Here is a 15,830-nt window from a genome sequence, read left to right as displayed (position 1 = left end):
GTGCGGCCGGGCACCGGACCGGGCGTGGCACTCACCGTCATGACCGTGCCCCGCCGCCCCCGCGATCCGTCCGGGCCGCGCCTCGACCGTGCCGGCCGGCGCCCCGTCAGTTCTCTCTCTGTTCTCTTATGAGGGCAGGGAGCGGTTCGTGGCAAGCGGCTTGTCGCAGGCGGCACCGGAGCCGGCGCGGGCCCGGGGCTCAGCGCACCCGGGGCAGGACATGCTCGGCAAAGCGCCGCATCTCCGCCTCGAAGGGCTGGAACTGCAGCATGAACAGCGCGATGCCGGCCCCGTGGAAGGCGCGGATGCGCTCCGCGACGGTCGCGTAGCTGCCCACCAGCCCGGCCGCCGTGCCGCCGTTGGTGCCCACGTGGCGGCTGGCCGCCGCGTCGGTCTTGGCAAACATCACGCTCGCCGCATCGGTGCGGGCCCGCGTCTCGGCCCGCAGGGCCGCGTCGCGATGCGCCAGGGCGAGGAGCCGGGCGTGCTCCGCCTCTGCCGCCGCGTCCGTCTCGCGGGCGATCACGAAGGCGGAGAGGCCGTAGCGCAGGGGCGTCCGGGCGGTGGGCCGACGGGCCAAATCCGCGATCAGGGCCGCGACGTCGGCGAGGGGCTGCCCGTTGATGAACCAGACATCGGCCCGCTCGGCCGCGAGCGCACGGGCCGGCTCCGATTCGCCGCCGAGATAGATCGTCGGGCGCGGCCGGAAGGTCCCGGCCGGGCGCAATTGGTAATCCGAGACCTGGAAATGCGGGCCCGCATGGGTGACGCGCTCGCCCCGCATCAGCCGGTCGACGAGCCCGATCCATTCGGCCCCATAGGCGTAGCGCGCGTCGTGGGCCGGGAACGGGAGGCCCGCCCGCTCGAACTCGGCCCGGTTCCAGGCATTCACCAGGTTCAGGGCGAAGCGCCCTTGAGCGATGTGCTCGATCTGCAGGGCCATCTTGGCGAGCACGACGGGGTGGTAGAGCCCCGGCTTGATCGCCGCGATGATCTCGATGCGGCGGGTGAGGGCCGCCAGGGCGGCCGAGGCCGTCCAGGCCTCCAGCTGGTCGCGGGCATCGTCGAAGGGGTTGGCCGTGTGCTGGGCGACGAGCACCGCGTCGAAGCCCAGCGCCTCGGCCTCCAGCACCAGGGCGCGGTTGCGCTCCCAGGTGGCGTCGTCCGGTTCGTCCGGATCGTGGTGGGCGGCCCGCGCGCCGTGGACGGCGGCCCAGATCCCGAAGCGGGGCGGGGGGCTCACCTCAGCCCGCCCGCGCGCCGGAGGGCTGCCAGATGCGCACGCCCGTGGCGTCGAGCCTGCGCGGGATCAGCCGGGCCTCGTGGAAGGTGTCGGCGATGGCCTGCTGCTCGCCGAGTTCCGCACGCACGACCGGGGTGACCTCGTAGGTCCGCCGCCGGTTCACGGTAGCGACGACCTCCGGCGACAGGTCGCCCCAGATCGGGGCGAGCAGGGCCACCGCCGCCTCCGGCTCGGCCTTCACCCAGCGGCCGGCCTCCTTCAGGGCCTCGTAGACGGCCGCGACCACGTGGGGGTTCTCGGCCACGAAGCTGTCATTGGCCAGATAGTAGCGGTGGTAGCTCGACAGGCCGGTGGCGTCGGCGAGCACCCGGACCGGGCGCTTGGCCTGCGCGATGGCGAGGAACGGATCCCAGATCACCCAGGCATCGAGGCTGCCCTGGCCGAAGGCCGCGAGCCCTTCCGGCGCCTGGAGGTAGGCCGGCTTGATGTCGGCGATGCCGAGGCCCGCGTTCCTGAGCGCCGCCGCCAGGATGAAGTGGCAGCCCGAGCCCCGCGACACCCCCACCGTGCGGCCCTTCAGGTCGGCGATCGTGCGGATCGGCGATTCGGCCGGGACGATGATGGCCTCGGCCGAGGGCGCGCCGACCTCGCGGGCGTAGAAGGTCAGGGGCGCGTTGGCGGCCTGCGTGAAGATCGGCACCGCGTCCGCCACGTCCGCGTGGAGATCGACCGCCCCAGCGTTCATCGGCTCGATCACGCTGGTGAACAGGTGCCAGGAGGGCGCGAAACCCAGCGGCTTCAGGCGCGCGTCGAGGGTGCCCTTCGCCTTCAGGACGGTGAGCAGGGTCGAGGAGCGCTGGTAGCTCAGGCGAACGGTGCGCTCGGCCGCCCGCACCGCCGGGGCGCCCAGGGGCAGGAGCGCGGCGGCGCCGATCCCGGCGCGCAGGATCATCCGGCGCGACGGGGTCGCCCCGCGCGGCGTGTCGTCGGTCATCATCGGCTCCGGATCGGGATATCGGGTCCGGCGCGGCCTCACCCCGGCCCATCACGGGACCGGGCGGCGCGCACCAGGTTTCAAGCGTGTTCGACTTCGGATCATTTGCCGTACGGCAGGACGATCACGCATTATTCATCCTTTCTACAGACACTGATCGCCGACACGCAAGAAAACGCTTTTCCGAATTTTAGCCAAACCTTGGATCGATGTTTCTCCGGCCCGTTCCGGGTGCCGAAACACCTGTCCTCCCTCCGCATCGACCCGGTTCAGGAGGCAACCCGCACCGCGCCCGGCGCCTCGGGACGAAACCCCGCACCGGGATGGCTCGCCTTGAGACGGGGCCCGGCGTCCGGGAACAGCTTCTCCCGGAGCGTCCCCTCCCGGTAGCGCGTCTTGAAGACGCCGCGCGCCTGCAGTTCCGGCACCACGAGGTCGACGAAGGCCTCGAGGGTCTCGGGGGCCACCGCGCGGGTCAGGTTGAATCCGTCGGCATCGGTGGCCTCGGCCCAGGCGACGAGTTCGTCGGCGACCTCCGAGGGCGCGCCGACGATGAAGGGCGCGCGCGCGCCGCGCGGGCCGAACTCGGCGAAGTCGGCCCGGGTGAAGGGCCGCTCGCCGCCTTGCGTCAGGGTCTCCACCAGGGACTGCATGGCGTTGGTCTTCACGTAGGCCAGGGCCTCGTCAGGCCCCAGGACCGACAGGTCGATGCCGGTCCAGCCGGAAACCAGGGCGAGCTGGCCCTCGACGTCGAGGTAGCGGGCATATTCGTCGCGGAGGGACAGGGCCTCGGCGCGGGTCGGCGCCACGATGACGGTGGCGCCGAGGAACATGCGGATGTCGTGGGGGTCGCGCCCGGCGGCACGGGCGGCCTCGCGGATGGCGCGCACGGCCTGGGCCGCCAGGGGCTTGGTCTGGCCGTTGAGGAACACGGCCTCCGCGTGGCGCCCGGCGAACAGCCGGCCCCGGCTCGACGTCCCGGCCTGGTAGAGGACCGGCGTGCGCTGGGGCGAGGGCTCCGCGAGGTGGCGGCCGTCGACCCGGTAATAGGGTCCGTCGTGGCGGATGCGGTGCACCTTGGCGGGGTCCGTGAAGACGCCGCCGGCCCGGTCGCGGCGGACGGCGTCGTCCGCCCAGCTTCCCTCCCAGAGCTTGTAGGCGGCCGCCAGGAAATCCTCCCCCGCCTCGTAGCGCGCGTCATGGTCGCGGGCCCTGTCCTGGCCCATGCCCCGCGCCCCGCTCTCCAGGTAGCCGGTGACGGTGTTCCAGCCGACCCGGCCGCCGGTGAGGTGGTCGAGGGTCGTGATCCGCCGGGCGAAGGGGTAGGGGTGCTCGTAGGTGAGGTTGGCGGTGACCCCGAATCCGAGATGGCGGGTGGCCTGTGCCATGGCGGGCACCACCAGGAACGGGTCGAGGCTCGGCGCCTGCGCGGCCCGGGCCAGGGCGGTATCGGCGCTGCCGCCATAGACGTCGTACTGACCGAGGACGTCGGCGAGGAAGACCCCGTCGAACAGGCCGCGCTCGGCGGTGCGCGCCAGATCCACCCAGTAGTCGAGGCTGTTGTAGCTGCTGCCCGTGTCGCGCGGGTGCCGCCACAGGCCGGCCCAGGTGTGGCCCGGCGAGGCCATCTGGAAGGCGTTCAGCCGGAGTTCGCGCGGCCGGAGTTCTCGGCGGTTCGTCATAGAGGGATTCCGTTGCGCGGAGGCCACGCTCGACGGACGCGATGTCACGCGATGTCACGCGACGGCGCAGTGGCGACGGTCAGGGTAGTCGCCAACCCCGGCAGGTCAACAAGAACGTTCTTTTTCACTTCGACGATCATAGAGAAAGATCGTTTTTCTGCTGTCGAGATCGGGGAAACGGCTTCTAAATTTGACCATTCACCGCAGAAATACCATGGAACGTCTTGAGTTTCCGATCATAATCCCGGATCTCAGCGCCTGCCGCCACACCGGCGCCGTTCAGGTACGGGATCTCACAGACCATGTCGCAAACCGATGCAGGCTGGGGCGCGGGGCCGAGCGGGCGCTACGAGGACCTCGCCACGCGCTTTCGCCCGGTCTTCGCCGAGATCCGCGCCACGGCGATCGCCCGGGACGGGGCGCGCCGGCTGCCGCATGCCGAGATCGACTGGCTCCGGGACGCGCATTTCACGACCCTCCGGCTCCCGGAGGAGGCGGGCGGGCACGGGGCGAACCTGCCGGAATTGTTCAACCTGCTGATCGAGCTGTCGCAGGCCGATTCCAACGTCACCAATGCGCTGCGCGCGCATTTCGGCTTCACCGAGGACGTGCTCTGCTCGACCTCGCCCGAATGGCGGGCGCGCTGGACCGGGCGGATCGCGGCCGGCGAGACCATCGGCAGCGGCGTCTCCGAGACCGGGGAGGCGCGGGTCGGACAGTTCGACACCGTCATCCGCCAGCGCGGCGGCGAGCGGGTCGTGGACGGCCGGAAATTCTACACCACCGGCTCGCTCTTCGCGGACTGGATCCACCTCTCGGCCCAGGACGAGGACGGCGCCCCGGTGGTGGCGGCGGTCTCCACCCGCGCGCCCGGCGTCGAGATCGTCGACGACTGGGACGGGTTCGGGCAGGCGCTCACCGCGAGCGGCACCGCGCATTTCACGGGCGTCGTGGTCGAGCCCGACTGGATCAAGCCGGATCCGGCGCGCTTTCCCTACGCCATGGCGTTCTTCCAGCTCGTGCACCTCGCCACGCTCGCGGGCATCGGTCGCGCGGCGGCCGAGGACGTGGCCCGGCTCGTGGCCGAGCGCCGACGCGTCTACAGCCACGGCAACGCGGCCCACACCCGTGACGATCCGCAGGTCCAGGCGGTGGTCGGCCGCGTCCGGGGCAACGCCTACGCGGCGGGCGCCATCGTGCTGAAGGCGGCCGAGGCGGTGCAGCGGGTGTTCGAGGCGCGCGCCGCCGGCGCGGACACGACGGCCTCCGCCAGCCTCGCCGATGTCGAGGTCAACCAGGCCGTCACCGTGGTGACGAACCTCGTGCTGGAGGCGACCACCGGCCTGTTCGACGCGCTCGGCGCCTCGGCGGTGAAGGAGGGCCTGGGCCTCGACCGCTACTGGCGCAACGCCCGCACCATCGCCTCGCACAACCCCCGGATCTACCGCGACCGCATCGTCGGCGCCTTCGCGGTCAGCGGCCTCGCGCCGCCGCGCGAGTACCGGGTCGGATCGGCCTGAGGGCGGCCCGCGATGACGAGCCGGCGCGAGCCCCTGCACCTGCGCGCCCATCTCGCGGCGGTGACCGAGCGGATCGGCCTCGCGGCCACAGCCTCCACCACCTACAACGAGCCGTTCCACGTCGCCCGCAAGTTCGCCTCCCTCGACCATCTCAGCGAAGGCCGGGCCGGCTGGAACCTCGTGACCTCCGCCGACCCGCGCGAGGCCTGGAACTTCAGCCGCGAGAGCCACCTCGCCCATGCCCACCGCTACGCCCGGGCCGAGGAGTTCGTCGACGTGGTCCGGGGCCTCTGGGATTCCTACGAGGACGACGCCTTCGTGCGCGACCGGGAGGCCGGCCGCTTCTTCGATCCCGACAAGCTGCACCTCCTGTCCCACGAGGGCGCGCATGTCTCGGTGCGCGGGCCCCTCAACGTGCCGCGTCCCCCGCAGGGCCATCCGGTCGTGGTGCAGGCCGGCTCGTCGGAGGCCGGCAAGGCGCTCGCCGCCCGCACCGCCGAGATCGTGCTCACCGCGCAGACGACCCTGGCGGACGCCACCGCCTTCTACGCCGACCTGAAGGGCCGCATGGGGGCCTTCGGCCGCGATCCGGCGCACCTCAAGATCATGCCGGGCGCCTTCCCGGTGGTCGGGCGCACGGAAGGGGAGGCGCAGGACCGCGACGGCGCATTGCAGGCGCTGATCCACCCCGTGGTCGGCCGCTCGCTCCTCGAACAGCTCACCGGCGCCGACCTCTCCGCCTACCCGGACGACGCGCCGGTGCCCGACCTGCCCGAGACCGAGGGCGGCAGGAGCCGGCAGGCTCTCATCCTGCCCCTCGCCCGGCGCGAGGGGCTGACCATCCGCGAACTCTCCCTGCTCATCGCCGGCGCCCGCGGCCACTGGACCCTCGTCGGCACCGCGAGCCGGATCGCCGACGCGCTGCAGGAGCGCTTCGAGGCCTACGGGGCGGACGGGTTCAACATCATGCCGCCGACGCTGCCGGGCGGCCTCGACGATTTCGCCGCCCTCGTCATCCCGGAACTCCAGCGCCGGGGCCTGTTCCGCACGGATTACGCGGGCCGGACCCTGCGCGCATCTCGGCCTGCCGAGGCCGCCCCACCGCGTCCCGTGAGTGGGGTCGCGGAAGGCGCGGGGTTTGATCGCCCCGCGCACCGCGCTCAGGTGCGTGGCGGGGTCCAGACCGCGTCGCGGACGCTGATGGCGCGGGGGATGAGCCCGAGGCGGTGGAAGCGGTCCGCCGTCGCCTGCTGATTGGACAGGATCGCGTCGGAGAGCGGCCGGACCGCGAACTGCGTGCGATCCGCCGCGGCCTTCTGGATGGCGAAGGGAATCCCCGTCACGGTGGCGAGGGCCTGCGCCACCGCGTCGCGATGGCCGTCGGCCCAGGCCGCCGCTTCGGACAGCGCCGCCAGGGCGCTGGCGATGATCCCCGGATGCGCGTCCGCGAAGGTCCTGTTGGCCAGGAAGTAGGCCGACACGTCGAGGGTCTGGCCGGAGGTCGTCAGCACCCGCGTCCGGCTGCGCGCCTGCGCCGCCGCGAAGTAGGGATCCCAGATCGACCAGGCCTCGACGCTGTCATTGGCGAAGGCCGAGCCGGCATCGGCGGGCGTCAGGTAGGCGGGCGTGATGTCCGAGAACGCGAGGCCCGCCTTCTCCAGGGCGGCGATGAGGAGGTTGTGCGCACTCGTGCCGCGCCCGACCGCCACCTTGCGGCCCTTCAGGTCCGCCACCGACCGGATCGGCGAATCCGCCTTGACCAGGATCGCCTCGCCGTCTCCGGAGGGCGCGGAGGCGGCCACGTAGACGAGGTTGCCCCCCGCCGCCTGGGAGAAGATCGGCGGCGCGTCGCCGGTATAGCCGAAATCGATGCTGCCCGCGTTGAGGGCCTCGAGCAGCGGCGGCCCGGCCTGGAACTCCACCCACTGCACCTTCGTGCCCTGCGCGGCGAGGCGCTTCTCGATGGTCGCCTGCTGACGCGCGACGACGATGAGCCCGATCTTCTGGTAGCCGATCCGGAACGTCGCCGGCGCGGCTTCCTGCGCCGCCGCGGGCTTCACGAGCGCCGCGGGGTGCACGCCGGCGAGACTGGCCCCGAGGCCGAGGAGAAGGGCCGGGATTCGGCGTCTGGTGAACGTCACGCGCGGGTCTCCTGACGGTCGGCGTCCGCCCCGGAAACCCGGTGCGGCCCGCCGTGGAGACGGGTATAGCCTGGGCGCGACAAAATGAGCTTCCGTTGTCCTTGGGACCGCGAGAACGTCCTTCCGCGAAACCTGGCCGGCGCAGCAGGTCAGCATCGTTCAGGACAGTTTTGCGAAGGTCCGGCCGATCGCCGACCTCTTCCACGGACGCCGGTTGGCGATCGCGCCGGGGCTGCGCGCTGTTCCCCGAGGACATGCGCGAGCAGAAGAAGAAGCTCATGGCGATGCTCGGCCTCGCCGTGGCGAACCTCGACCAGCCCGACACGGTCGCGTCCGCCCTGCAGACCCTCGGACGCCGGCACGTCGCGTTCGGCACGCAGGCGGCGCCTTACGAGCCGGTCGGTGCCGCACGCCTCTGGACCCCGGCGCAGGGGCTCAGCGCCGATTTACCCCGGAGGTCCGCGCCGCCTGGACGGAAACCTACGCCCTCGTGTCCCGCGTGATGCAGGCCGCCGCCGCGGAGGCCGCAGGGTGAGCGCCGCGATCCGGCCCGCACCACCCCGCGCGTCCCACCGCCCGGCGGCAGGCGGACCGGCGGTTGACGCCGCCCGGCACCCGGCCATAGACAAGGTCGCCGGTCGATCGAGCGACACATCGGCAGCACCGCCCGGTGCTTCGGCGGAGGGAACGTCCCTCGCGTCCGCAAGGGCTTGGAAGGGTGGCCGAGTGGTTTAAGGCAGCGGTCTTGAAATTCGCTCCCGGCCATCCTGCACAATCCCAGGCAGTCAGATAAAGTATTGTTCTGACTGCCAAAATCGGATTGCGGGCGTTCTCTCATCGTTCTCCGTCCTACCTCGTATCAATGAGTTGGGTAGCAAAAGCGGTAGCAACCGCCTTACCCGCGCCACAGGGCGGAACAGTCACTCGAATGTGAGGTTCAGGGGATAAGAGCGCCCCCTATCTCAATCGAGTGCCAGCCATGCCTGAGACAGTGATTTTCTACGCCTACGTCTCGATCCTGACTGCCATCACTGCCGGCCTGCTGTTGCCACAGCCAGACGCGAACGAGCACTGAGTGGTCGGGGTCGAGTCAGCTCGTCTCGAAGTCTCGGGCGCCGCCTCGTAGCCACACAACCTGACTCTCGTGCCCCTCAGGAGCGCCAAGGGACGGTTCGAGATCAGTGTCCAGCTCAAAGTCGGCATCCCCATCCGCCGCGTCGAGGATCGCAACAATCTGATCGACGACATCAAGAGCAAGATCGGCGAGGCGCTGGAACTCCTCACGCGGGATGGTGGTGGCCTGAAACCGCCGAGAGGCCGGAAAGCGAAAAACGTTGCTCATGATCACCCCCACGCCTTCAACGCTTCGATGAGGAGGCTTGGTGCCTCCGCGCGATCTATCCGGCCGTTACAGTCAAACTCATGGGCGATGCGCACGCAGAGGATTTCATCGCGCTCAGAATCATTGGTGGGCCCCCGCTGCGCGATTTCGGCAACGCACCGGTCGCGCAGAAACGACATGCGCTGCTCTTCGCCTTCAACAAACCAGCCGACGTTTGTCAGGCTGGAACCGTCAGCGCCGAATCCGCCAGAGAGCGGCATGTTGCCGACGTCTCCCCAGTAGGTGCCCGCGTGTCGAGCGACATCGAAAAGGTGAGCAAGATCCTTGATGCTGAAAGGACTAAAATCGAACTCGTTCGCATAGCTGCGAGCATTATCCAGGACATCGTCTAAGCGAGTAGCATGCGGTAGCCGGCTGACAGTCGCTCTCGGCGCTTCGGTGCTGCCTTGAGGCGCTGCAGCAGCCGTGCTCAGCTCCCGGCGGCTCGCGTATGGGTGCTCTGCCGGCGAGAATGGGGCCGCAATCAATCGCAGAACGCTCGTTCCATACTCGTCTCGCGCGAGTGGAACGCCCTGGCTCTCGAACCAATCTACCGCAAAGCGTGCCAGTGCGACTGCGCCGGCGGCACTCGTCGGCCGGATTTGCATCAGGACATTGTCGCAGTGCGCGACCAGGGCATCCTGAGCGTCGTCGGCCTGCTCAAAGGTGCCCCCCAATCCTTGTTGATCATGCGCCGCGAACGCCTCATCGCAGATGCGCATCAGCCGGTAGGCCTCAGCGATGTGGGGCAGGATCGGATCTGACTTCTCGACGGCGGAAAGCGCTGCCGTTGACACGCGCTTGGCGGCGGCTCGGGATGCCTTCGCTCGCTGTCCCAGGTCCGAGCGTACGCTGCTGACCTCAGCTCTCTTTGCAGACTTCATGGCAGCCTCCTCAACCGAGCCGCACAAAGCCGTAGGCGAACACGCCCCCGGCGATGATCAGGACACCCGAGACGAGGTCACCAGCGAAGTCGAGGAAGCGGGGAGCACGGACGTGGGCCGTGTCAGGGCGCACAAGTGTGATGACGTGGCCGGCCTCCGCGTCGGCTTCATCGGGCTCCAGCAAAGGCATGGGGCGGGAGTAAACCGCTACGAAAGGCGAGCGGGAGCGTTCACCGGCGCGTGCCGATGCTGTAGAATTCGGGGTAGCCATAATGCGTCGTCCCTCGACGTGAGTGGTCAGGCTCGCTTTGGTGCTCCAACACCTTGGCGGGCCGTTTGCTTTGTAACGCCATTTACGTTACGCTTTGAACCCCTGATGTCAAGCCACTGGCGTTACATTTTTATGGCTGAGCAGCGAAAGAAGACGGCAACCCTCAACCTTCGGATTGATCCGGAACTGAAGGAGACTGCTGAGCGCGCAGCGGCCGACGATCAGCGCTCTCTGACCTCGCTCGTGGAAAAGCTGCTCTCCGATCATCTCAAGGCGAACGGATATCTCGGCGGTACCGCAACCGGCACGCTGAGCAACGAGCCCCATCTCGCAACGGCTGAGACGCCCGGGTCTGCGAAGAAGACATGAGCAGTGAGCTCATGATGCCTGAGATTGAGAGGGCAGAGACCCTCGATCGCCTCTCCGAGGTAGCCCGCTTGGCGACGCTCCTCGCTGACCAAGTGCTGGACGCTCAGATCATGAGCCGGCCGGTTCCCGATGGACACATCCGCGCGCTCTTAGAGGCCGCACTCGTGCTCAGGGAGCATGGCCAGGAGCTGCCGTCTCTTCTCGGTCAGATCATGCACGGAGTCTCCGCAGAGCAGCCTCAGAACCACACCGAGGCGCAGCAAGGTGCTGCCGAGGATGAAGCCACGGGGCGGCTCGCGTGGATGTTCCGGCCGTTCCAAGGGACGAAGGGGTAAAACCTGATGCTCGCCCCTCTCGGCGCTTGGATCGCGGATCTGGCTTGCGCACGAGGGAAATCACCACAGCTTCTGAGAAGAAGATCTGCTAAGCTGTCTGAGAATGGACCATGGGCTGGGGACACATACGTGTCCCTCAATGAACTCGCAGCTTGAGAGTGATACCCATGACGCTCGAAGCACCTAAAATGGAGTTTTCTCGCCTCACGAGCATGGCAACTCGGAATGGCGTAACAGTCTCGGTGAAAGTCTATCGGGCTGCTGGCACACGGGATCGTTGGACGCTCGAAGTGGTCGATCAAAAGGGCTGGTCGACGGTTTGGAGCGAAACCTTCAGGTTGGACAGCGATGCCATGGATGCCTTTGTCGATGCAGTCATAGAAGGCGGGGGGATGGGCGCCTTCTTAGAACCTGCCCCGACCTTACATTGATAAATTTAAAGCCGCCTTCGTGGCAAGCATCAAGGTGGAGCAGATGAATTTTGATCCAGCCGAACGCATGCACTTGCAAGATGCCAAATGCATCACGATCGATGACAATGGGGCCGAGATCTACGTCGGCCTTAATCTAAGTCAGTCTAATGAATATTTCGCATTTACGCGTCCGTCCGGAGATGAGCGGCAGCCCGGGGAATCATCGCTCGCCTATAACGCACGACGGCTACGGTTTCTTGTGCTTCATCAGCTGACGAGAAGTGCTCAGCTCAATGCTATAGAACCCACCTACGATGTTAGCCGCGACTTGTAATTGAGGGGGTGCGGTTCTGACGCGTGCTTCCTCATAAATTAGAGTAGCCCTCGCCTCCGTACCCGTGCAACGTGATCTAGCGCGGCTAGGCTTGTATCCACTCAGGTTGCCGTGCGCTTGCCCCGAGTACAACCACCTTACCCGCCCGGCACAAACTGCGGCGGGTTTTTGGCAACTCTCAATTAAATGCGCAGTTTGATTAATTGATTCTTTCGATCGCTTTGCAAATCTGTCATGCTAACGAATGAGAACAGATCGCCCATTAACGTGTGAAGTCAAAATTGACGGCACGTGGAAGACGGTCAGCGTCATAGAAGCCCTAAAACGTCACCGTTTGGATACGAAGCGTTGTCCGACCTGCCATGGGCAGATGAGTGCCTACGGTGCCTATTCTCCGAGTGCACGCCCCATTCTTGCGCACCGTAGGAAGCACGCTGGCTGTTCGCTCAACCCGGAGACATTTTCGGGAACGCCGTCGTTGCATCCGCAGGCGCTGGCATAGACGCTTTCGCGTCTTTCGCCACCACACCCAGCACTTGGTACGAGCCGCTTTTCGCAGCTGCGCCCTACATATCCCTACCCAGAAGGAAGACAGCCATGCATCTCAGATTAAGCCAGGCCTTGCCGCGCACTGAGTCCCAGGTTTCGAGGGAGGCTGAGAAGGAGCGCATCGCACAGATGGCTTGGACGGAGCTCTCGGACGCCAGTCAGGCGCAGGACGATAAGATTGAGCGTCTGAAGGCCCTACGATTGGCGAGGCAGGCTGAACGGTAGCCGCTACAGGTTACTTGCCGCCTTCTGAATGCAGCGGGCTGTATGGAATCTATACGTCGCGGTCCGCCTCTTCTTCTCCGACGGCCTCTGCGGCGGCAATCGCGTTTTCGAGTTCAGCGATCTGCCTGAGCATGCCGTCTGGCGGTAGCATGTCCTGTTTGGAAGCCTGCATGATGACGTCGCGTTGGCGTGCCTTCAGGCGGTCAAGGAGAGAATTGAGGTCGGTCATCGCCTCGATCTAGAGTCATGCCCCACCTCGACAACTGCACCCCGGCGGCTATCCTGCAAGGATGCGCATCGTGGCCGCCGTCCTCGCTCTTCTCATCGCCTCTGGCGAAGCATTTGCGCAGCAGCAACTTCCGACCGCTCAGGAGCTCCTGGCTGCCGAGGCCAAGGCGACCCAAGGCTGTGAGGGGACCGGCGACACGGCTATCATCAAAGAGCAGTGCACCTTGCGAGACCGCCTGAGCGGGCGATTGGCTCAGGCTGGGTACTGCTGGGGTCGCAAGGGCCAGATGGACGCCAAGAAGGAATGGCATCCATGTGCGCCGGACTCCATCTACGTCAACGACATTGAGGCGGTCAGACCCTGAGGGCGAAACCGAACTACGGCTGACAATTAGGAGCCGAATGCGGGTCGGTCACTCGAGCCGCAGACCCTGTTCTACGAGGGATGCTATCGCCATCAGGGTGGCTGAATAACAGGGGCGAACAGCACGATGCCGGAAGACACCCAGAAGCTCGAAATCCTCATGGGTTTGTACGAGCTCGCGATCAGCCGGCTATTCGAAGCGCTCCCTGGCGGTGATGAGGCCAAGCGCCTGTTCGTCCAGGACGTCCAGCAGCTTCTGGACAGCACGAACGAGCTCCAGCCGCACTCGCCAGCCGCACAGACCTATGAAGCGCTGCTGCGGCGTCTCGGTGCAGCACCTCCTAACGCAGCCGGCGGTCTCGGCGTAGTGCCTACCCCAGAGCAAGGCCTGCCCCCGTCAGGGTCCAGCCAGTAGGCAATCGGAAAGCAGATCACATGGCGACCTCGTTCAAAGGCCTCTACCTGTGCCTGCCCAAGCAGCCCCAGCCGACGCACATCCGAGCGGAGGATGGCGAGCATGGCCAGCTGACGCTATCGCGGGAGGACTACGAGGTTCGTGGCGGACAGCCGCCCTGGCAAAGCCTACCCTGGGAGGGCGAGGAAGCGCTTGCGCCCGAGACTGTGGGCAAGGACATTCCCGACACCAGCATGTGACGAGGTGTCCTCCGTCGATCTGGGATTGCGAGCTTAATTGCTCGCCCATTTCAGATCGGTGCACGCGCGTAGGCATTACACTGGAGGTGCAAATTTATCGCTTCGCCTGCACTGTTTACTCTTGAGTTCTGGATGTAATCGACCAGGAAAGTGGCCCTTCCATCCTGATAGACGGCTTATCTGACGCTCTGAGAGTTTACGTTTAATCAGAATAAGACAGCTTTTCTGATGGGATGCGTTGAATCGAAGCTGTTGTCGAAAAGCTTAAGTAAGTCACGAGTAAACAGGTGGCCTTCGTTTTTTATTTCTCTAAATAACTTATCGCTACGCTCATCTCTAGTCAGAGCAGTCAATTTACTGCGAACATCGTGATCTTCAAGCCTTTCAAGAAACACATTGTAGCGCTCCAGAACGTTTTCCATGGCGCTCTTGCCGCAAATGTACTGCATTCGATCGATTACCGGCATGTCAAATAACTTTTCCAGCGTCTCGATCTTCTTGTCTCTTGTTCGATCCACTGTCATTGCAACGCTGAACAGACCGCTCGCGTAAAGCAGTTTACGTGAAAAAACGAGCTTGATGTTCCTGAGTCCCCAGGGCTTCGGCTTCGTGCCCTCGACCGTTTTGAACTCATAGTCAACGGCCATAGTTCTATAGTAGCGGATCACATCATTCAGAAGAAATAAGGCAATCTGCGGGTTAGTTATTTTTTCACCAATATATCTTTCCAGTATTTCCCTGCGAAAGCTGCGAATTTCGGCCTCATTCGCTAAATAAGCGCCCTCCAGCAAGAAGAGCATTCTGCGGGTGAAGTGGGCATTGTCGTCGCCGTCTCCACCAATATCCTTTGTCATAGAAGCTCTATGGATTATGCCGGAAAAGGCTCCTCCAGCAGCCGGCTCAGTTTTTACCAAGCTACTAATGACATCTCTGACCTTATCACCCCACGAGTGATCTGACGCGCCCTCTGAACATTGAGTAATGATAAAATAATCAAGATCTGAGTTTTCAGATGCTTCACGTCTAGCATAAGAACCACAAGTAACCACAGCCTCGCCGGCTGGAACGAGATTACCTAGACCTTCCCGGAGTGCAGTAAGCTTCTCATCGGAAAAGAGTTTGCTGCGCTCGTAAGGTGTGCTCATTAAGGAGGTCCCAGCCTGGTCCGAAGATACCTACCTGAGTTGCGGAATGCGGCAAGAGCGATTTTTGCTCTTTTGACTGCTGATACCGCAACGCATCCATTTCAGACTTAAACGGGATGCTTTGATCAATGAAAAAGCTTCGCGCTCGGTAGTTGATAGGTTCGTTCGCATATGAACGAGATATATACATAAAGTTTTTACTTGTGAGCAACTCTCTGAGGCCAGGCATTTTTCTAAAAGCCGAGTCCTCAGTCGTATAGTAGTCCTTCTCAGAAAAATGCCTGATGTTCATCTCCATGAACTTCTGACATATAAAGTCGGCCAGAATTCCAGACTCTGAGTTGATGACTGTCTTGTACATAAGATTTTTATAGTGCCAAAATGTATCAATCAGCTCTCTAGACTTCGGGTCATCCCTATAGATTGCGGCTCGCGTAATCGCTTCGGGACCGTAAACAGTTGCTGACGCCGTCGCGTAAGAGTGCGAACGCAGAATTCCTTCAATAGTGTCAAAGTTTATCGGGCCAGAAAACAGTCCATCGAAGCTGCTGTCCTCACCCGATATGAGGGCAATTACTTGCTCGACGTTGATTCCATGCCACCGCAGGACTTGATAAACATCTATTCCAATATCAACGCGACCAGCTATAATATCGCTCGTCGCTTTATGATGTTCGATACCAAAGTGCTTTAGAAACGTTGGTTCCAGAGAGTGAGAAAGTGGCGCGTGCCCGATGTCATGCAGCATCGCTGCTACGTACAGGGTGCGGCGGTCTTGGTAGCTTATCTCTCTTTGGCGAGCATAGAGGAGCGCTAAGCGGGCAACCCCCAGACTGTGCTGAAATCTGGTGTACCTGCTCTTCGACCCATTTGGAGCAGGAACCAAGATATAGTCGATGCCACCCAGAAACCTGACCTGCTTAAGCCGCTGGAAGGCTGAGGTTTTTGCCAGTTCTGCGTACAGGCCATCGCCCATGATACCGGTCCCCGGATCAAGAGGTTCAACGAAATCGTAAAACGAATGCCCGCCCCTCTGACTCAAGTTCGCCATTCGTACTTTAGAACCTTCTAGATCGCACAACGAGTTTTTCCTAACTG

18 protein-coding genes and 1 pseudogene are annotated in these 15,830 nt (G+C 64.5%); 9 read left to right on the top strand and 10 right to left on the bottom strand.

Annotation, left to right across the window (positions count from 1 at the left end):
* Nucleotides 1-199 precede the first annotated feature (199 nt).
* From OF380_RS23165 to OF380_RS23155, 3 genes are all read right to left on the bottom strand, one after another.
* The gene (locus OF380_RS23165; RefSeq protein WP_264048001.1) at nucleotides 200-1,243 is read right to left on the bottom strand and encodes an LLM class flavin-dependent oxidoreductase; all 1,044 of its coding nucleotides are present in this window, start codon (nucleotides 1,241-1,243) and stop codon (nucleotides 200-202) included.
* 1 nt (nucleotide 1,244) lies between these two features.
* Nucleotides 1,245-2,195, bottom strand: a complete 951-nt coding sequence (locus OF380_RS23160) for an aliphatic sulfonate ABC transporter substrate-binding protein (RefSeq protein WP_404810629.1) — start codon at nucleotides 2,193-2,195, stop codon at nucleotides 1,245-1,247.
* A 311-nt stretch (nucleotides 2,196-2,506) separates the two neighbouring features.
* The gene (locus OF380_RS23155; RefSeq protein WP_264048000.1) at nucleotides 2,507-3,919 is read right to left on the bottom strand and encodes an LLM class flavin-dependent oxidoreductase; all 1,413 of its coding nucleotides are present in this window, start codon (nucleotides 3,917-3,919) and stop codon (nucleotides 2,507-2,509) included.
* Nucleotides 3,920-4,221: 302 nt separating this feature from the next.
* Here OF380_RS23155 and OF380_RS23150 point away from each other — a divergent pair, with 302 nt between their 5' ends.
* Nucleotides 4,222-5,439, top strand: coding sequence for an acyl-CoA dehydrogenase family protein (locus OF380_RS23150; RefSeq protein WP_264047999.1), 1,218 nt, complete (start codon nucleotides 4,222-4,224; stop codon nucleotides 5,437-5,439).
* A gap of 27 nt (nucleotides 5,440-5,466) precedes the next feature.
* Nucleotides 5,467-6,553 (top strand): annotated as a pseudogene (locus tag OF380_RS23145) (LLM class flavin-dependent oxidoreductase); the annotation flags it as partial.
* 46 nt (nucleotides 6,554-6,599) lie between these two features.
* Here OF380_RS23145 and OF380_RS23140 read toward each other — a convergent pair.
* Nucleotides 6,600-7,580 (bottom strand): aliphatic sulfonate ABC transporter substrate-binding protein, encoded by a 981-nt coding sequence (locus OF380_RS23140; protein ID WP_264047997.1) that lies wholly within the window; start codon nucleotides 7,578-7,580, stop codon nucleotides 6,600-6,602.
* 254 nt (nucleotides 7,581-7,834) lie between these two features.
* On the opposite strand from OF380_RS23140, the gene OF380_RS23135 reads away from it, so the two are divergent.
* A complete protein-coding gene (locus tag OF380_RS23135) occupies nucleotides 7,835-8,083 on the top strand; it encodes a globin domain-containing protein (protein WP_264047996.1) in 249 nt (82 codons plus the stop codon).
* Nucleotides 8,084-8,670: 587 nt separating this feature from the next.
* Here the strand turns inward: OF380_RS23135 and OF380_RS23130 are convergent.
* From OF380_RS23130 to OF380_RS23120, 3 genes are read right to left on the bottom strand one after another with little or no spacing between them, the layout of a single operon-like run.
* Entirely contained in the window at nucleotides 8,671-8,922 is a 252-nt protein-coding gene (locus tag OF380_RS23130; RefSeq protein WP_264047995.1) for a hypothetical protein, read from the bottom strand.
* Nucleotides 8,923-8,924: 2 nt separating this feature from the next.
* Nucleotides 8,925-9,845 carry a hypothetical protein gene (locus tag OF380_RS23125; RefSeq protein WP_264047994.1) on the bottom strand — a complete coding sequence of 307 codons (921 nt, stop codon included), beginning with the start codon at nucleotides 9,843-9,845 and terminating at the stop codon, nucleotides 8,925-8,927.
* A 10-nt stretch (nucleotides 9,846-9,855) separates the two neighbouring features.
* Nucleotides 9,856-10,035 carry a hypothetical protein gene (locus OF380_RS23120; protein ID WP_264047993.1) on the bottom strand — a complete coding sequence of 60 codons (180 nt, stop codon included), beginning with the start codon at nucleotides 10,033-10,035 and terminating at the stop codon, nucleotides 9,856-9,858.
* 186 nt (nucleotides 10,036-10,221) lie between these two features.
* On the opposite strand from OF380_RS23120, the gene OF380_RS23115 reads away from it, so the two are divergent.
* From OF380_RS23115 to OF380_RS23105, 3 genes are all read left to right on the top strand, one after another.
* Complete coding sequence (locus OF380_RS23115) at nucleotides 10,222-10,485, top strand: toxin-antitoxin system HicB family antitoxin (RefSeq protein WP_264047992.1); 264 nt, start codon at nucleotides 10,222-10,224, stop codon at nucleotides 10,483-10,485.
* Complete coding sequence (locus OF380_RS23110; RefSeq protein WP_264047991.1) at nucleotides 10,482-10,820, top strand: hypothetical protein; 339 nt, start codon at nucleotides 10,482-10,484, stop codon at nucleotides 10,818-10,820. The genes OF380_RS23115 and OF380_RS23110 overlap by 4 nt, the downstream gene beginning before the upstream one ends.
* A gap of 167 nt (nucleotides 10,821-10,987) precedes the next feature.
* Nucleotides 10,988-11,251, top strand: a complete 264-nt coding sequence (locus tag OF380_RS23105) for a hypothetical protein (protein ID WP_264047990.1) — start codon at nucleotides 10,988-10,990, stop codon at nucleotides 11,249-11,251.
* A gap of 1,139 nt (nucleotides 11,252-12,390) precedes the next feature.
* Here OF380_RS23105 and OF380_RS23100 read toward each other — a convergent pair.
* A complete protein-coding gene (locus OF380_RS23100) occupies nucleotides 12,391-12,570 on the bottom strand; it encodes a hypothetical protein (protein WP_264047989.1) in 180 nt (59 codons plus the stop codon).
* Between the two features lie 61 nt (nucleotides 12,571-12,631).
* Between OF380_RS23100 and OF380_RS23095 the strand changes: the two genes are divergently transcribed.
* The 3 genes from OF380_RS23095 (at nucleotide 12,632) to OF380_RS23085 (ending at nucleotide 13,587) form a co-directional block, all read left to right on the top strand.
* A complete protein-coding gene (locus OF380_RS23095) occupies nucleotides 12,632-12,934 on the top strand; it encodes a hypothetical protein (protein WP_264047988.1) in 303 nt (100 codons plus the stop codon).
* Between the two features lie 126 nt (nucleotides 12,935-13,060).
* On the top strand, nucleotides 13,061-13,348 hold the full coding sequence (locus OF380_RS23090; RefSeq protein WP_264047985.1) for a hypothetical protein: 288 nt from the start codon (nucleotides 13,061-13,063) through the stop codon (nucleotides 13,346-13,348).
* Between the two features lie 20 nt (nucleotides 13,349-13,368).
* Nucleotides 13,369-13,587, top strand: coding sequence for a hypothetical protein (locus OF380_RS23085; protein ID WP_264047984.1), 219 nt, complete (start codon nucleotides 13,369-13,371; stop codon nucleotides 13,585-13,587).
* A gap of 206 nt (nucleotides 13,588-13,793) precedes the next feature.
* On the opposite strand, the gene OF380_RS23080 is transcribed toward OF380_RS23085, so the two are convergent.
* Nucleotides 13,794-14,732 (bottom strand): nucleotidyltransferase domain-containing protein, encoded by a 939-nt coding sequence (locus tag OF380_RS23080; protein ID WP_264047982.1) that lies wholly within the window; start codon nucleotides 14,730-14,732, stop codon nucleotides 13,794-13,796.
* Nucleotides 14,692-15,708 (bottom strand): HD domain-containing protein, encoded by a 1,017-nt coding sequence (locus OF380_RS23075; protein ID WP_264047979.1) that lies wholly within the window; start codon nucleotides 15,706-15,708, stop codon nucleotides 14,692-14,694. The genes OF380_RS23080 and OF380_RS23075 overlap by 41 nt, the downstream gene beginning before the upstream one ends.
* Nucleotides 15,709-15,830 lie beyond the last annotated feature (122 nt).

This window comes from Methylobacterium sp. FF17 (assembly GCF_025813715.1).
Lineage (GTDB): Bacteria > Pseudomonadota > Alphaproteobacteria > Rhizobiales > Beijerinckiaceae > Methylobacterium > Methylobacterium flocculans.
This window is presented reverse-complemented; position numbering and strand designations above follow the sequence as displayed.

Coding starts and splice junctions, on each gene's coding strand:
- OF380_RS23160 (WP_404810629.1), bottom strand. CDS start 2,195: ATGATCCTGCGCGCCGGGATCGGCGCCGCCGCGCTCCTGCCCCTGGGC.
- OF380_RS23155 (WP_264048000.1), bottom strand. CDS start 3,919: ATGACGAACCGCCGAGAACTCCGGCCGCGCGAACTCCGGCTGAACGCC.
- OF380_RS23150 (WP_264047999.1), top strand. CDS start 4,222: ATGTCGCAAACCGATGCAGGCTGGGGCGCGGGGCCGAGCGGGCGCTAC.
- OF380_RS23135 (WP_264047996.1), top strand. CDS start 7,835: ATGCGCGAGCAGAAGAAGAAGCTCATGGCGATGCTCGGCCTCGCCGTG.
- OF380_RS23130 (WP_264047995.1), bottom strand. CDS start 8,922: ATGAGCAACGTTTTTCGCTTTCCGGCCTCTCGGCGGTTTCAGGCCACC.
- OF380_RS23125 (WP_264047994.1), bottom strand. CDS start 9,845: ATGAAGTCTGCAAAGAGAGCTGAGGTCAGCAGCGTACGCTCGGACCTG.
- OF380_RS23120 (WP_264047993.1), bottom strand. CDS start 10,035: ATGCCTTTGCTGGAGCCCGATGAAGCCGACGCGGAGGCCGGCCACGTC.
- OF380_RS23115 (WP_264047992.1), top strand. CDS start 10,222: ATGTCAAGCCACTGGCGTTACATTTTTATGGCTGAGCAGCGAAAGAAG.
- OF380_RS23110 (WP_264047991.1), top strand. CDS start 10,482: ATGAGCAGTGAGCTCATGATGCCTGAGATTGAGAGGGCAGAGACCCTC.
- OF380_RS23105 (WP_264047990.1), top strand. CDS start 10,988: ATGACGCTCGAAGCACCTAAAATGGAGTTTTCTCGCCTCACGAGCATG.
- OF380_RS23100 (WP_264047989.1), bottom strand. CDS start 12,570: ATGACCGACCTCAATTCTCTCCTTGACCGCCTGAAGGCACGCCAACGC.
- OF380_RS23095 (WP_264047988.1), top strand. CDS start 12,632: ATGCGCATCGTGGCCGCCGTCCTCGCTCTTCTCATCGCCTCTGGCGAA.
- OF380_RS23090 (WP_264047985.1), top strand. CDS start 13,061: ATGCCGGAAGACACCCAGAAGCTCGAAATCCTCATGGGTTTGTACGAG.
- OF380_RS23085 (WP_264047984.1), top strand. CDS start 13,369: ATGGCGACCTCGTTCAAAGGCCTCTACCTGTGCCTGCCCAAGCAGCCC.
- OF380_RS23080 (WP_264047982.1), bottom strand. CDS start 14,732: ATGAGCACACCTTACGAGCGCAGCAAACTCTTTTCCGATGAGAAGCTT.
- OF380_RS23075 (WP_264047979.1), bottom strand. CDS start 15,708: ATGGGCGATGGCCTGTACGCAGAACTGGCAAAAACCTCAGCCTTCCAG.